Here is an 18,238-nt window from a genome sequence, read left to right on the forward strand (position 1 = left end):
ACAAGCAACGCGGTCAGCGTCGAACGAGCGTATTCAGCACGGCGCTGATGCGCTCTCCTAACCCGCGCCGGTTCGCCGCTTCCGACATCATGGTGACATGATCGCCATCGACCAGGTTGACCGTCACCGCCGACGCCGGCAGATGCCCCTCCCAGCCGAGTGCCGAGCCGTCGCGGCGGTTGTAACCTGCCGGCTTGATGCGTTGCCAGTAGGCTTCCAGATCGTCATTCAGCAAGCCGGGCATCTCCTCCACCGCTTTAAACAAATGCAGATTAAGGCCGAGCGGCCGGATGACGCTGGCGCCGACCAGGGTCGCATAGTGATAACGCTTGCGCCATAAAGCAGCCTCCTTCAGCGGATCATCGAGGAAAGTGCTGATGCCCTGGCCGTGCAGCACGGCCAGCGCCTCCTCCACCGACAGCAACTGCAGGCGGGCGAACAGCGCCGCCTCCAGCGTCGGATGTTCCACCTCCAGCCAGCTGAGGAATAGCTGTGTCGCATCGCGCATCGCCTGCTGTGGCCGCATGGTGTCGAGCAGGCCCACCAGCGCCACCTCTTCCCCCTCCGCCTGCAGCCGTTCCGCCACCATGTAGGTCAAGATCCCGCCCGAAGAGTAACCGAACAGATGGTACGGCCCGCTGGCTTGCGCCTGCCGGATGACCCCGACAACGATCTCCGCCATCGCCTCCATCGTTGCCGGCGGCGCGTCGGCCATCTCTGGCCACGGCACGGCATAAATCGGGAAGTCCGCATCGATCTCTTTGGCAATCTCATAAACATACGAGTGATCGCCATAGCCGGTCGGCATGAAGAACACCGGCGGGCGCTGGCCGCTGCGGCGCGCCGGCAATGCCCTGAGCGGCTGTGCGCCCGTGCGCTGCTCGACATGCGCCGCCAGATCCGCCAGCACCGGATGGTCAAAGATCGCCTGCACCTGCAGTGCGATCCCCCACTGCTGCGCCAGGCTGGCCTGGCGCACCGCCAGCAGCGAGTGGCCGCCCAGTTCGAAGAAGTTGTCGTGTCTGCCGATCTGCGGCAGCCCCAGCAACTCCGCCCACGCCTGCGCCAACAGCGTCTCGGTATCGCCGCGCGGCGCTTCGTAGGCTTCGCCTGCGGCGGCGGCCATCTCCGGCGCCGGCAGAGCCCGCCGATCAATCTTGCCGTTTGGCGTCAGCGGCATCGCCGCCAGCCAGACAAAGGCCGCAGGCAGCATATAGTCCGGCAACTGAGCCGCCAGATGCTGGCGCAGCTCACCGGCCAACCCGTCGCTCGCCACGTTCTCACGCAGGCTGATCCAGGCGATCAACCGCGTATCCGCACCGATGCAGCGGCCATCGACCACCGCTTCGTTCACCGCCGGGTGCGCCGCCAGGCGCGCCTCTATCTCCCCCATCTCAATGCGGAAGCCGCGGATCTTCACTTGACGATCGTTGCGTCGCTGATACTCGAGGTTGCCGTCCGCCCGATAACGCACCAGATCGCCGGTGCGATACATGCGCCCGCCCGGGTTGAACGGATCGTTCAGGAAACGCTCTGCGGTCAGTTCAGGCCGGTTGAGGTATCCCAGCGCCACGCCGACGCCGCCGATATACAGCTCGCCAATAGCGCCCAGCGGCGCCGGCCGACCGCGCGCATCCAACACATAGGCGCGGGTGTTGCCGATCGGCTTACCGATTGGCAAACGCGTTGCGCCTTGCACCTCGGCTATCGCCGCCGTCGTCGCGAAGGTCGTCGCTTCCGTCGGCCCATAGGCGTGGATCAGCTGTACCGGCCCCGCTTCCTGCAGCAGGCGTTCGAAGGCGCTCGGCTCCTCCTTTTCCCCGCCGCAGATCAGGTAGCGCAACTGGGCCAACGTCGCACCCATGCTGTACACATACTGATTGAACAACGCGGTTGTCAGGAACAGCGTCGTCACGCGATGCTGCGTCAATGCGGCGCTCAAACGCGCCGCATCCATCACGGTTTCCGCCGGGATCACCACCAGTTCGCCGCCGTTCAACAGCGCCGCCCACACCTCCATCGTCGCGGCGTCGAAGGCCGGATTAGCGGCGTAAGCCACCCGTTCCGTCGCATCGAACGCCGCATAACGGTTGTTGAGCACCAACCGAGTGATGCCCTGGTGCGGCGTCATCACGCCTTTAGGCAGCCCTGTGGAGCCGGACGTGTACATGATGTACGCCACCTCGCCGCTCGACAGCGACAGCGCCGGGTCGTTCTCGTCACCGCCGGAGACCACCGGCCGCAGCAGCGGCAAGGTATCCCCGTCCGCCGCTTCACCGACGATCAGACGCGCGCCGCTGTCCTCCAGGATCCACTGCTGACGCGCCGCCGGCAGCTGCGGATCGATCGGCACATACACCGCGCCGGCTTTGAAGATCGCCAGCTGCGTCGCCACCAGATCGATGCTGCGCGCCAGACGCGTCGCCACGCGCTCGCCCGGTTGAATGCCGTGCGCGATCAGAGCATGCGCCAGCCGGTTAGCCTGGGCGTTCAACGCCGCATAGCCGATCCGACGATCGCCTTGCACGATCGCTACAGCCTGCGGCGCACGCTGCGCCTGGCGTTCAAACAGCTGATGCACGCAAAGCGCTGCGGGATAAGGCTCCGCCGTCTGATTCCATTCCTCCAGCAGCAGCCGGCGCTCTGACGGCGGCAGGATCTCCAGTTCGCTCGCCGGCAGGGTCGGCTGGCTTTCCAACGCCTGCGCCAATGAGGCCAGCGCCTGTTGCATATAGCCGCAGATCCTCGCCGCCGGCACCGGCTCGCTGACCTGCACCGTCAACCCCAAAGAGTCGCCGCCGTCTTCCACCGACAGGACGAACGGATAGTTGGTGCGCTCCTGCGCGCTCAACAGCGTCATGCCTTCCGGCAACACCAGCTCGCTGCCGTTGTTGTGGCGATAGTTGAGCAAGGCGCTGAACAGCGGCATCCCCGCCGCCACGCCGCTGCAGCGCTGCGCCAGCGCCAGCGGCGCGTGCTCATGATGCAGCAACCCGCTCAGCCGCGCGTGGGCCTGGCGCGCCGCCGTCACCACATCGTCATCGCCGATGTCGAGGCGCAGCGGCAACGTATTGATAAACAGCCCCATCGCGCGTTCGGCGCCTTCCCCCGCCTGCATGCGTCCCAACAGCACGGTACCGAACACCACGTGATCTTGGCCGCTGGTGCGGGCCAGCACCTGCGCCCAGGCCAGATGGCACAGGCTGGCCAGGCTCACGCCCAGCCGCTTGGCCTGATGCCGCAGACGTTCGTTCAGCGCTTTGTCGATTGGCTGGTGCGCCGTGGTGACGCCCTTGCCGTCGCCGCGCACGTTGCCGAGCCCGAACGGCAGCACCGGCTCTTCGATGTCCGCCAGCATGGTGCGGAAGAAGGTTTCATGTTCTTGCGCGCTGACGCTCAAACGCGCCTGCGCCACCGCATTGCGGAACGGCGGTGGGGCGCCCAGCTCGGCACCTTTGCCGGCGAGGATCGTGGCGATCTCTTCCTCAATCAATGCCGCCGTGGAATGATCCCCCACCAGATGATGCCATTGTTGCAGCATCCACCAACTGCCATCGCTATCTTGCGCAACCACGACATTCAGCAGCGGCGCGCGGCTGAGATCCAGACGCGCATGCTGCGGATCGAAGCGCGCCAGCAGTTGCTCGCCAATCGCCCCCTGCGCCGGATCGAGCGTCAGCTCAGTCCACGGCAGCGCGGCGGCGCGCCAAACGACCTGTACCGGCTCGCGGATCGCCTCACTGATGAACGCCGTGCGCAAAATATCGTGGCGATCGATCACCTGTTGCATCGCGGCCCGCCAACGATCCAGTCGCTCGCGGTGCTCAAAGCGCAGCAGCGTAGATAACAGGTACGGATCGCCCCGCTCCGCCAACAGGTGGTGGAACAGGATCCCCTCCTGCAACGGCGACAGCGCATAGATATCCTGCACGTTGGCCACGCCGCCCGGCACGCGCGCCACGATGCTGTCGATTTCAACCTGGTTCAGCGAGGCCAGCGGCAGCAGCTCAGGCGTGATGCGCGCGCTATCCGGCCGCAGCAGGTTCTCGGGGATCTCGATTTCGCAGCGCGCCTCCAGCGCCTCCGCCAGCGAGGCCAGCGTCGGGGCGGTAAACAGCGTCTGCACGTTCGCCGTCAGGCCGCAGCGGCGCAGCTCCGCAATCAGTTTCACCGCCAGCAGCGAGTGCCCACCCAACTCGAAGAAATTGTCATGTCGGCCGACATTCGGCAGACCGAGCAATTCGCCCCAGATCGCCGCCAACAGGGTTTCCGTGTCGCCCTGAGGCGCTTCATGGCCCACGCGTGCAAAGTCGCCGGCCTGCGGCGTCGGCAACGCGTGGCGATCCACTTTGCCATTCGGGGTCAACGGCAAGTCGGCCAGCATCAGACAGGCCGCCGGCACCATGTAGTCCGGCAACTGCGCCGCCAGATGCCGCCGCAGCTCGTCGGCCAGATCGCGGCCCTCGGCCTCAGCTTGCGGGACGATCCAGGCGATCAACGCAGGATGCGCGCCGCGCACGTCAACCACCGCTTCGCGCACCGCCGGGTGCGTTTCCAACAGGACTTCAATCTCGCTGCACTCGATGCGGAAGCCGCGGATCTTCACCTGCTGATCGTTGCGTCCGCAGTAATCGAGATTGCCGTCCGGCAGATAGCGCGCTAAATCGCCGGTGCGATACAGGCGGCCTCCCTCGTTAAACGGATCCGCCAGGAAACGCTCGGCCGTGAGGTCTTCGCGATTCAGGTAACCCAGCGCCACGCCCACGCCACCGATATACAGCTCGCCGATCGCGCCCAGCGGCACCGGCTGGCGGTGTTCATCCAGCAGATACACCCGGGTATTGCCGATCGGCCGGCCAATCGGCAAACGGTGCCGCCCCGCCGCCACGGTAATATGCGCCGAGGTGGCGGCGGTAGTGGCTTCCGTCGGGCCGTAGCCGTTGATCAGCTGCACCCGGCCGCCCTCCTTCAGCACCCGGGTATAGGCATGAGGATCCGCCGCTTCGCCGCCGCTGATCAGGTATTTCAGCCCCGCCAACGTCGCGGGAATGCTGTGCGCATGCTGATTGAACAGCGAGGTCGGCAACACCAGCACCGTAATCGCCTGACGCGTCAGCAGATCGGCGAACGCCGAGGCGTCCAGCAAGACCGCAGGCGGCACCACCACCAGCGCGGCGCCGTTCAGCAAGGCTCCCCAAACTTCCAGCGTCGCCGGATCGAATGCCGGGTTGATGGCGAAAGCGATACGATCTGAGTCGCTGAACTCCGCATAACCGTTATTGATCACCAGTCGGTTGATCCCCTGATGCGGCACCATCACGCCTTTCGGCTTACCGGTTGAGCCGGAGGTATACATGATGTAGGCCAGATCCAGACTGTTGCTCGCCAATATCGGCGCGCCGGACGGCAGGTCCGCGTCATCATTTTGCGGAAGACGAGCGACGCCGACGCCGATCTGCGCGTCGTCCTCGCCGCCGTTCAGCAGCAGCACCGCGCCGCTGTCGGCGATGATCCAGTTCTGCCGGCCGGCCGGCAGCTGCGGGTCAACCGGCACATAGGCAGCACCGGCCTTAAGGATCGCCAATTGGGCGATCGCCAGGGCGGCGCTGCGCTCAAACCGGACCGCCACGCGCTGGCCGGGCTCCACGCCCGCCTTAATCAGGCGCCAGGCCAGCCGATTGGCGCGCTCCGCCAACTGCGCGTAGCGAATAAGCTGCTCGCCATCGATCAACGCCGTCGCCTGCGGCGTGCGCCGCGCCTGCTCGTCGAACAGCTGATGCACGCACGCCTGCGCCGGATACGCCCGCTCGGTGCGGTTCCAGTCATGCAGCAGCAGTTGGCGTTCGGCCGCAGGCAGCAGATCGACGCGCGCCGCCGGCTGGGTAAGATCCGCCGCCATCGCTCGCAGCGCCTGCTGCAGATACACGCCGTAGCGCACCGCCGTGTCGCGATCGAACAAGGCGCTGGCGTAGTTCAACGAGCCGACAATGCCGCTGCCGCTTTCCGCCAACTCGAGCGTCATGTCGAATTTCGCGACGTCATAGCTCAGCCCGGCATCCGCCGTTTGCAGGCCCGGCAAGGCGATATCGCGCACCGAGCCATCCTGCCAGGCCAGCATCACCTGGAACAGCGGCGTCGCGTCCAGCTGGCGCGGCGGATTGACCACCTCCACCACCTGTTCGAACGGCAGATCGCCGTTTTCCCGCGCCGCCAATACCGTCTCGCGCACTCGCTCGAGCAAGATTTGCAGCGTCGGCTCACCGCGCAGATCGACATGCATCGCCAGCGTGCTGACGAAGAAGCCGACCAGCGGTTCGATTTCCAGCCTGCCGCGGTTGGCCTCCGGGGTGCCGATCACCACCTGCTGTTGGCCGGCCATGCGGGACAACACCAGGCTCCAGGCGGCCAGCACCGTCATGAACAGCGTGCCGCCGTATTGACGGCTTAACCGCCGCAGCGCGTCGGTAAGCGCCGCGTCGATGGCCAGAGGCACCTCGCCACCGGCGAACGACTGCATCGCCGGACGCGGCCGATCGGTCGGCAGCGTCAGCAGCGCCGGCGCATCGCCCAGCGTCTGGCGCCAGAACGCCGCCTGCTCGGCCAACCGTTCCTGCGTCAACCACTGGCGCTGCCAAACGGCATAATCGACATAGTGCACCGCCAGCGGCGGCAGCGGCGACGGTTCGCCGCGTTGGAAGGCGCCATACAGCGCGCTCAGCTCCCGCATCAGGATCCCGGTAGACCAGCCGTCGGAAACGATATGGTGGCAGGTCAGCAGGAACAGATGCCGCCGCTCGCTCACTTGCAGCAAGCAGGCCCGCACCAGCGGCCCCCCTTCCAGATCGAACGGCGCTTTCATCGCTGTTTCGGCCAGCGCGTGCAAACGTTGCTCCGCCTGATGCTCGCCGCGCAAGTCGTGATACGCCAGCGGCATGGCCGCCTCCGGCAAGATCCGCACCTGGGGTTGCCCATCCTGGCAGACAAACACGCTGCGCAAGGCTTCGTGGCGGGCATACAGCGCGTCGAGGCTGCGCTGGAACGCCGGCGCATCCAGTTCGCCGTCCAAGCGCAACGCCAGCGGGATATGGTAAGTCTCGCCGATCCCGCCCATTTGGCTCAGGAACCACAACCGCTGCTGGGCAAACGACAACGGCAATGCGCCGTGACGCGGAGTCGGCACGATGGCCGTCGGCTGCGCCGCCCCCTCCCGTTCCAGCCACTGCGCCAGCGCCTGCAACACCGGCGCGGCGAACAGCGCCGACAGCGGCAACCGCCAGCCGGCCTGCTGCACCCGGTTGGCCAACTGTACCGCCAGCAGCGAATGTCCGCCCAGGGCGAAGAAGTCATCCTGACGACCGACGCGTTCAACATTCAGTAACTGACGCCAGACGGACGCCAGCAGGCGTTCCCGCTCATCGGCCGGCGCTTCATAAACGGCGCGCGCGGCGGCGCCCAGCTCCGGCGCCGGCAGCGCGCGTTTGTCCAGCTTGCCGTTGGTGGTCAGCGGCAACGCGTCCAGCCACACGAAGGCCGTCGGCACCATATAGTCCGGCAGACGCCCGGCCAGATGCTGACGCAGCTGCAGCGCCAGCGTTTCCCGGTCCCCCCCTTCGCCCGGCACCGCCCAGGCCACCAAACGTTTGTCGCCGCCGTTGTCCTGCCAGGCGTCAACCGCCACGCTGCGGACCGCAGGATGGCTCAGCAGCGCCGCCTCCACCTCACCGCACTCAATGCGGAAACCGCGAATTTTCACCTGCTGGTCGTTGCGCCCCAGGTACTCCAGCTCACCGTTCGGCAGATAGCGCGCCAGATCGCCGGCGCGATACATCCGTTCTCCCGCCACGAAAGGATCGTCGAGGAAACGTTGCGCATTCAGCTCCGGCCGATTCAGGTAGCCGCGCGCCACGCCCAGCCCGCCGACATACAGCTCCCCCACCGCGCCCTGCGCCACCGGCTGACCGTGTTCGTCAAGCAGATACAGGCGCAGATCCGGAATACGGCGGCCGATCGGGCTGCCGCTGCCGGTGATGTCCGCCGGAGACATTTCCCGGTAAGTGACGTGCACCGTCGTTTCCGTTATGCCGTACATATTGATTAACCGCGGCGCGTCCGGCCGATTACGGGCATACCACGGCGCCAGATCGGCCGGATTCAGCATTTCGCCGCCGAAGACGATGTAGCGCAGCCGATGCGGCGTGTCGTCCTGAGCCTGAATGAACGCCTTAAAGGCGCTAGGCGTCTGATTCAGCACCGTCACGCCCTGGTGACAAACCAGCTGATAGAACGCGGGGGCGGAGCGCGCCGTTTCCTGCGGCACGATCACCAACCGGCCGCCGTGGCGCCACGCGCCCCAGATTTCCCATACCGAGAAATCGAAGGCGAACGAGTGGAACAGACACCACACATCCCCGGCGTCAAAGCCGAACCCGGCATCGGTCGCGGTAAACAGGCGCTCAACCTGACGGTGTTCCACCATCACGCCTTTCGGCTTGCCGGTCGATCCGGAGGTATAGATCACATAGGCCAGATTGGCCGCCGTCAGCCCTTCAACCTGCGGATTGGCGGCCTCGGTGCCCCAGTCTTCCTCCAGCGCCATCGTCGGCACATCGGCCCCGCTCAGCGCCGAGCGCCCTGCAGCGTCGGCCAGCAGCAACACCGGCCGGGCATCGTGTAAAATGTACTCCAGACGTTCGCCGGTATACGCCGGATCGAGCGGCACATAGGCGCCGCCCGCTTTCAGGATCGCCAGCAACCCGACCAGCATCGGCGTGCCGCGCTCCGCACACAGCGCCACCAGACGATCGGGCCCGACGCCGCGCGCGATCAACACCTGCGCCAACGCGTTGGCTCGTTCATTGAGCGCCCGATAGCTGAGGCGTTCTTCTCCGCACACCGCTGCGATCGCCGCCGGCGTGCGCAGCGCCAGCCGCTCCAGGTGATGGTGCGGGCAGAGATCCGCCTGCGGTTCATCCGGCGTGCAGTTCCAGCCATGCAACAACCGTTGCCGTTCGTTCTGCGGCAACAGCGCAAGCTGCGAAACCGGCAGCGGCGCCGCCAACGCGATGCCCTGCAGCACCTGGCGCAGATAGATCCCGTAGCGCTCAGCGGTTTCACGATCGAACAGCGCCGTGGCGTAATACAGCGAGCCGGCGATCTCTTCGCCGATCTCGGTCAGATCCAGCGTCATGTCATATTTCGCCGCGGCATAGCCGGCATCGATCGCTTCCGCCTGCAGCCCCGGCAAGCCGATATCGTGCACCGAACCGTCCTGCCAGCTCAGCATCACCTGGAACAACGGGGTATGGCCGCGATGACGCGGCGGGTTCACCTGTTCAACCACCTGCTCGAAAGGCAGATCGCCATGGTCGCGCGCCGCCAGCAGCGTATCGCGCACGCGCAGCGCCAACGTCGACAAATCCGGATCGTCGGACAGATCGATGCGCAGCGCCAGGGTGCTGACGAAGAAGCCGATCATCGGTTCCGTTTCCAGCCGGCGACGGTTGGCCTCCGGCGTGCCGATCACCAGATCGCGCTGCCCCGACAAACGGGACAGCACGACGCTCCACGCCGTCAGCAGCGTGATGAACAGCGTGCATCCCTGACGCAGGCTGAATTGCCTCAGCGCCGCGGTCAGCTCGGCATCGAGCGAGACGGCCACCCGATCCCCGGCAAATGACTGCACCGCCGGACGCGGACGGTCGGTCGGCAACGTCAACAGTGCCGGTGCATCGCCCAACGTCTGGCGCCAATAATCGGCCTGCTTCGACAACCGCGCAGGCTGCAGCCATTGCCGCTGCCAGTGGGCGTAATCCGCGTACTGCAACGCCAGCGGCGGCAGCGGTGACGGCTCGCCGCGACACAATGCGCCGTACAGCGCGCCCAGCTCCCGCAGCAGGATGCCGTTCGACCAGCCATCGGAAATGATGTGGTGGCAGGTCAGCGCGAACAGCTGTTCCTCGTCGCTCAGCCGGATGAGGCTGGCGCGCACCAGCGGGCCGCCGGTCAGATCAAAGGGCGCTGCGACCTCTTCCCGTATCAGCGTGGCGGCGCGCGCCTGCGCATCCGCGACGCCGCGCAGATCGTGGATCGTCAGCGGCAAACCGGCGATCGGCAAAATGAGCGCCTGCGGCTGGCCGTCGCGGCTGATGAAGACGGTGCGCAACGCGTCGTGGCGCGCATAAAGCGCGTCGAGGCTGCTCTGCCAGGCGGCCAGATTCAGCGGCCCACGCAGCCGCAGCGCCAACGGCATGTGGTAAATTTCGCTCATGCCGTCCAGCTGGGTCAGGAACCACAGGCGCTGCTGAGCGAACGACAGCGGTAAGGCGGCATCGCGCGGCGCGGGCAGAATCGGCGGCAGGCTTTCCGCCTGCGTAATCTGGCGCGCCAACGCCTGCAGAACCGGGTTGGCGAACAGCGCCTGCAGTGATAACGGCAACCCGCTTTGCTGCAGGCGGTTGGCCAAACGCACCGCCAACAGCGAATGGCCGCCCAGAGCGAAGAAGCTGTCGTTGCGGCCAACCTGTTCCACGCCCAGCAGCTCTTCCCACAGCGCCGCCAGACGCTGCTCGACGTCCCCCTGCGGCGCCTCGTAGGCTTCTCGACGATAGGCCTCGCCCGACGGGTCGGGCAATGCGCGGCGATCGAGCTTACCGTTTGGCGACAGGGGCAGCGCCTCCAGCAGCACGCAAGCGGCCGGCACCATGTAATCCGGCAGCTTGTCGGCCAAATGCCGGCGCAGCGTCTCCGCCAGCGACGCCTCATCGGCACCTGGCTGCGACACCACCCAGGCGATCAGGCGTTTCTCACCGCCGTCGCCGCCGCGCGCATCCACCACGGCTTCGCGCACCTGCGGATGCGCGGCCAGCGCCGCCTCTATCTCGCCGCATTCGATACGGAAACCGCGGATCTTCACCTGCTGATCGTTACGTCCCAGATACTCGATATTGCCGTCCGGCAGATAGCGAGCCACATCGCCGGTGCGGTACATGCGGCCGCCGTGACCGGCATCGAACGGATCGGCCAGGAAACGCTCCGCCGTCAGTTCAGGCCGGTTGAAATAGCCACGCGCCACCTGAATGCCGCCGATATACAGCTCGCCGACCGCCCCCAGCGGTACCGGCTGCCCTTGTTCATCAAGCAGATAGATCCGCGTGTTGGCCACCGGCCGCCCAATGGGCGCCGACACCAGCCCAGATTGGCGGGTGCAGTGCCAGGCGGTCACGTCCACCGCCGCTTCGGTCGGGCCATAGAGGTTATGCAACTCGACATGCGGCATCTGGCGGTAGAATTCGGCCACCAGTGAGGCGGGCAGCGCCTCGCCGCTGCACATGACGCGCACCACCTGCCCGCAGCGGCGGCTCGCGCCTTCATACAGCAGGAAGCTTTGCAGCATAGACGGCACAAAGTGCAGCGTTGTCACGCCATACTGTTCGATGACGCGGCTCAGGTACTCCGGATCCTTGTGGCCTTCAGGGCGCGCCATTGCCAGACGCGCGCCATACATCAACGGCCAGAAGAATTCCCACACCGAGACGTCGAAGCCGAACGGCGTTTTCTGCAGCACCGTATCCGCCGGCGTCAATCCATAAGCCTGCTGCATCCAGAGCAGGCGGTTAACGATGCCACGATGTTCATTCATCGCGCCTTTCGGTTTGCCGGTCGAGCCGGAGGTATAAATCACGTAGGCCAAATGGTTGGGCTGCGCGCGCGGCGCCGGGTTATCGGCGTTCAGCTCGTCCGCCAACGGTTCATCCAGCGCCAGCAGCGGCACCGCGTGTTCGCCCAGCGCCGCGCGGCCGGCGGCGTCCGCCAGCAGCAGCACCGGATCGGCGTCCTGCAGGATATAGTGCAGACGCTCGCCCGGATAAGCCGGATCCAACGGCACATAGGCGCCGCCGGCCTTGAGGACGCCGAACAATGCTGTCACCATCGCCAGGCTGCGCTCGGCGCACACCGCCACGCGGCAATCCGGACCGACACCGCGCGCTATCAGCGCGTGCGCCAGGCGATTGGCCTGCGCATTCAGCTGGGCGTAGCTCAGTTCGGCGCCGCCGCAAACCAGCGCCACGGCGTCCGGCGTGCGGCGCACCTGCGCTTCAAACAGCGCATGCAGGCAGACATCCTGCGGATAAGGCTGCGCCGTTGCGTTCCAGCCATTGATCAACAAGGCGTACTCGTCGTCCGGCAGAATCGACAGTTCGCGCACCGGCATTTCCGGCGTGTGTTCCAGCGCATTCACCAGAGCGGTCAATGCCTGTTGCATATAGCGGCACACCCGTGCGGCGTCGATAGGATCGATGACCTGCGCCGTCAACGCCAGCGAATCCATGCCGTCGTCTACCGACAGCACGAACGGGTAGTTGGTGCGTTCGTCCGCGCCGATCAGGCTGACCCCTTCCGGCAGCGCCAATGCTTCCCCGTCGTTGTGGCGGTAGTTCAGCAGCGCACTGAACAGCGGCGCACCGTTTTTCACGCCGCTGCAGCGCTGCGCCAACGCCAGCGAGGCGTGCTCATGCGCCAGCAAGCCGCTCAGGCGCGCATGCGCCTGCCGCACCGACGCCTCAACGCTGCGCCCGTCCATATCCAGCCGCAGCGGCAGCGTATTGATGAATAGCCCCAGCGCCCGGTCGGCGCCTTCGCCCGATTCCATGCGGCCCAGCAGCACCGTGCCGAACACCACGGCATCACGCCCGCTGGTGCGCGCCAGCACCTGCGCCCAGGCCAGATGGCACAGGCTGGCCAGGCTGACGCCCAGCCGCTTCGCCTGTCGACGCAGGCCGGCATTCAGCGCAGGCGCCAACGCCAGGCGGCCGGTATTGGCGCACTGTCCGTCGCCGTGTACGTTGCCGAGCCCGAACGGCAGTACCGGTTCGTCGATATCCGCCAGCATGCCGCGGAAGAAACTCTCATGTTCCTGTTCGCTGAGCCCCAAACGCGCTTGCGCCACCGCATTGCGGAACGGCTGCGCGCTGCCCAGCGTATCCCCGCGCCCGGCCAGAATGGCGTTGACTTCTTCCCCCATCATCGCCAGCGTCGAGTGGTCGCCAATCAGGTGGTGCCACTGCTGCAAGACGTACCAGCTGCCGTCGCTCTCTTCGGCGATGACGTAATACAGCAGCGGCGCCCGCGTCAGATCCTGACGGATCCGCCGGGGATCGAAGCGCGCTTCCAGCTGACGGCCGACCGGCCCCGCGGCCGGATCCAGCGCCAGCTCGATCACCGCTAAGCGCGCCCGGCGCCAGACGACCTGTACCGGTTCGGACAGCCCCGCACCGACAAAGGCCGTGCGCAAAATGTCATGACGCTCCACCACCTGCTGCATCGCCGCCAGCCAGCGATCGAAACGCGCCCGGCTGTCGAAGCGCAGCAGTGCCGACAGCAGGTAAGGGTCGCCCTCTTCCGCCAGCATGTGGTGGAACAAGATCCCTTCCTGCAACGGGGAAAGGGCATAGATATCCTGTACGTTGTCGATGCCCCCCTCCACACCGTCGACGATCTGATCGATCTCAGTCTGCGTCAGATCGGCCAGCGGCAGCATCTGCGGCGTGATTGCGCGGCAGCCCGACACAATCCGATTTTCCGGCACCTGGATCCGCTGCTGCGACACCAGCGTTTGCGCCAGAGCCGACAGCGTTGGCGTGGAGAACAGCGCCTGAACGCTCGCCGACAGCCCCGCCTGGCGCAGCTGCGCCATCAGCTTCACCGCCAACAGCGAATGGCCGCCCAACTCAAAGAAGTTGTCGTGACGCCCCACGCGTTCAACGCTCAACAACCCCTGCCAAATCTGAGCCAGCAGCCTTTCGGTTTCCCCCTGCGGCTCGACATAGGCTTCGCGCATGGCGGCATCCAGCGCTGGCGCCGGCAGCGCGCGCCGATCCAGTTTGCCGTTCGGCGACAGCGGCAGCGCCTCCAGCCACACAAAGGCCGTCGGCACCATATAATCCGGCAGCGTTGCGGCAAGCGCCCGGCGCAGCGTCTGCGCCAGCGCCTCACGCTCCGCTTCCGGCTGCGGCACGACCCAGGCCACCAGACGTTTGTCGCCTTCGCCATCCGTGAGCGCATCTACCACCGCGTCGCACACGGCGGCATGCATAGCCAGCTGCGACTCGATTTCACCGCATTCAATGCGGAAGCCGCGAATTTTTACCTGCAGATCGTTGCGGCCCAGATACTCCAGGCTGCCGTCCGGCATATAGCGCGCCAGATCGCCGGTGCGGTACATGCGGCCACCCGGCGCGAAAGGATCGGCAAGAAAACGCTCCGCCGTCAGCGCCGGTAGATTCAGGTAGCCGCGCGCCACCTGCGCGCCGCCGATATACAACTCACCCACGGCACCCAGCGGCACCGGCTGGCCATAGTCATCCAGCAAGTACGCCCGGCCGTTGGCGATAGGCCGGCCGATAGACGGCATCGCCGTACCGACCGCCGGCTCGCCCGAAGTCGCTACCACGGTCGTCTCCGTCGGCCCATAGTTATTCACAATGGTTACGCCAGGCGGCGCCTGGAGCGGCCAGCGGCGGATGCTGTCGCCACCGATCAGCAGCATCCGCAGATCGGCAGGCATGTCGCCCATCAGTGCGATCTCAGCCAGCGGCGTCACCATAAACCCGACCTGCACACCGCTGCCGCGCCACCATTGCAGCAGCGCTTCGCCATTGCCCGCCGCCTCTGCCGGCGGCAGCAACAGCGTCGCCCCCTGCGTCAACGTCGGCCAGATTTCCCAAACGCTGGCGTCAAAACCCAGACCCGCCATGCTGGTCGTTCGCTCACCGGCCTGCAAACCGGTCGCTTCGCAGTGCCACATGATCAGGTTGATCAGGTGCGCCTGTTCCACCATTACCCCTTTCGGTTTGCCGGTCGAGCCCGAGGTGTAAACCACATACGCCAGACTGCCTGGCTGCGCGCGCGGCGGCAGATCGTGCTCCTGCTCTGGCAGCGCGTCTTCCAGGGCCAACAGCGGCGCGGCCACCGCCCCCAGCGCCGCGCGGCCGGCGCTATCCGCCAACAGCAACGCCGGCGCGCAGTCCTGCACGATATAGTGCAGGCGTTCAGCGGGATAAGCCGGATCCAGCGGCACATAGGCGCCGCCGGCTTTCAGGATCGCCAACAGTGCAACGATCATCTCCGGGCTGCGCGCGGCGCAGACCGCGACGCGGCTTTCCGGCCCCACGCCGCGTGCCGTCAGGTGGTGCGCCAGCCGGTTGGCGCGCGCGTTCAATTCCGCATAGCTCAGCGACGTCTCCCCCTGAGACAGCGCCGGCGCCGTCGGCGTACGCCGCGCCTGCGCTTCAAACAGGGCCGACACGCTTGACGCCTGCGGGAAAGCACGGTGGGTGCGGTTGCGCACGTTGAGCAATAGCTCTCGCTCCGCCTGGCTCAGTAAACGATCGCCGCGCACCGGCGCATTCGGCGCCGCAGCGGCCTGCCGGAGCAGCAATAGCAGATGTTGCGCGGCGCGCAGCATCTGCTCGTCCCCCACCGCGGCGCTGTCGTACACCCAACGGAAAGCGCCGTTGCTTTCACAGATCTGCAGCACTGCCCGGGCGCCGGAGCGTTTCACCGCCGCTGCGCCCTCCTGGCCTTCGTCGAATCCCGGCGAGGTGTCGCGGCGCAATAGCGCCACGACGGTTGACCAGGCGCGCGAACGCGTGTCCAGGCCGAGCAATGCCGGATGGTAGGCCCGACGCGCGTACGCCTGCTGCCATTCGCGTCGCATCTGCACCTGCGCCTCGGTGAAACCCAGCGTCGGATTCAGCGAGATCTGCAGCGGCAGTGTCCAAACCTGGCCCGACTCGCCGATAACGTCGTCCGTCGCGTTCAGCCAGCCAAGTTGGAAATCACTTTCGCCGCCCATCAATCCCAGATACAACGCCAATCCGGTCAACACCGATTCGACCTCGATCTTGCCCGCGTGTTGCCAGGCCGTAGCTTGCCATGCCGGCCGGGTTTCGCGCTGCCAGGCCACCGGGAACGCCGCCGGAGCAAACTGGGCCAATCGCGGTTGCCAGAAAGCCGCATGGTGCCCACCGGCCGCCTGTATCTCCTCCAGCCGTTTCACCTGCAAGGGATCAAGCAACGGCAACGGCTCGCCCACCGTCAAACCGTGCCGCCGCGCCAGCGCTTCCCCCGCCGCCAGCTCCCCTTCGGCGGTGAACCAGCCTCCGATCCGCACCGCCCCTTCCGCCGTGGCGATATTCCAACCCGCATCGTCGACGCCAAGCAGCGTACCGGGGGCCGCATCGCCGGCGTCAGGCAGCATTTCCAGGCGCCCAACGCCCAGCGCCCGGTCGGCCAACAGGATTTTCAGCGGGCAATCGCCCGCAGGATGGCCGAGTGACGTCGCGAGGCGCACCAGTTCAGCGGCAGGACGATCCCAACGGATAAAGCCGGCGGCCGGCGGCAGTCGGCGGAGATCATAGAAACTGCCGCTGACGTCCGCTTCAGGCTGCGCATGAATCTGTTGCATCACCTGAGCGATACTGCCTTCAGGCTGTTCAGAGAGGGTCCGCAGAATAAACTGGAAACGCCGCTGTAAACTCTCAAGCTGGCTTAATGAATGGGCATGTGGCGCATCGGCAAACATGACGTCCAATTCTTGCGCCTGCTGATCTTCGTAAAACAGAATTTGCATATCGCTGACGGCGATGTTGCCGCCGTAATACCAGCGCGTCTTACATCCCCAAAACGGATCGCCATGATCGAAGGAAACGATATTGATAGCGGGACCAAACCAGGATGAGCTCATGGTACTGCGATCGCGACGAATATCCTCACCGCGATATAATTGCCGACGAACCACTTTGGCTATTTCCGCAGCGACCTGTTGTGCAAAATCCGCCAGACGACTTTCAGGGTTAATGGCTAAAATCAGTGGCACCACATTCGCGGTCATACCAATACTGTTTCGCTCTCGGGTACCGGTAACCGGCAGGCTGAAATTCAATAAGGTCTGACCAGTAATACTATGAAAACATAATGCGACGGCCGCCGCCAATATATGAGCGCGATGTACACCGGCTTTTTCCGCACCCCGATCAATCGCCGCTATCTCATTTATTGTTAATGTGTGATTGCTGATTTGCATGGACGAATAAGGGACGAGTTTCTCCTGACGCGTCAAGCTATGGGGCGCGGCGAGCGTGTAGCCTTGCCAGAACTGTTTGTCGGTAGCGAAGCGGGAAGAGTCGCGGTACTGCAGGTCGTGTTCATAGAGCCGGCTAAAACTGCAATTGCTGAATTCAGGAATGCTATTTTTCTCAGCCAACGCGTTGTAATACAGTGCGATGCGACGCATGAACTCTTCAGCGCTGCGGCCATCCACCAGCATGTGGTGAAAACGCCGGTAGAGAATATAGCTGCCCGGCGCCAACGTCAGTAAGGCAAAGCCGAACAGGTCCTGATCCAGCGCGGAGATAACGCGATCGGCATCTTGCCGCATCCAGCGCTGTGCCGCCAACTCAGGGTATTCCTGGCTGCTGAAGTCATGCGCGGAAAGCGGATCATGACTGCACGCCGCACGGTATTGATAAAGCTCACCATCTTGTTCGGTGAAATGGGCCTGCATCGCCGGCGTTTCTTCAATGATCGCGTCTATCGCCTGGCGCAGCAGGGCTATCTGCAACGGCCCTTCTATCGTGCCGTATCCCCACATATTGAACGGCAAGCCTTCAGACATGCTGGCGCTCAGCCAAAGCTCGCGCTGAGCGGTGGTAATTTCATGCAGTTCGACTTTCTCCAACGCAACATGAGCACCCGTACGGAATTCCCCACTCTTCACATCAGTTTGTTTGTTCATAATATTCTCTAGCACGTTTTCATTACGTTAATGAAAGGGACCGTCCGGATTTAGGCAAAGCCTGGCCGTCCGACAGTTCAAGTCAGAATAAAAAACCGTAGAAAAGCTGGGTCTCCCCCCAACTAAGAAAGAATGAAATGGTTAATCCAGAGGTTCCCCCTGTGCCTCAATTTGTTGAGCTGTGAAGTATAGGAGAGGATATTTTTTTTGGCGAAATGTGCGAAAGGGAATAAATGACCATTTTATTTCCCCGATATTACTCAGGGATGACGAGCGTATTCCGCTTGCATTAATCCGATATAATTAGAGAGGAATTCATATTCTTTTTTATTATTCACCACAGTTAATGTGCAACAATACTTACGATAAGAGCCTCTCCATATCAATAAGTTATACTTTATTGTTTTTATGGTAATAATTTATAGATTAATTAATTCATTGTCA

At 64.6% G+C, this 18,238-nt stretch carries 1 protein-coding gene; it reads right to left on the reverse strand.

Annotated elements, in window-relative coordinates:
- Nucleotides 1-13: 13 nt before the first annotated feature.
- The gene (locus tag C9411_RS11880) at nt 14-17,794 is read right to left on the reverse strand and encodes a non-ribosomal peptide synthetase (RefSeq protein WP_107227106.1); all 17,781 of its coding nucleotides are present in this window, start codon (nt 17,792-17,794) and stop codon (nt 14-16) included.
- Between the last annotated feature and the right edge of the window lie 444 nt (nt 17,795-18,238).

The sequence above is a fragment of the Serratia sp. Nf2 genome, from assembly GCF_003028435.1.
GTDB classification, from domain to species: Bacteria; Pseudomonadota; Gammaproteobacteria; order Enterobacterales; family Enterobacteriaceae; genus Serratia; species Serratia marcescens_L.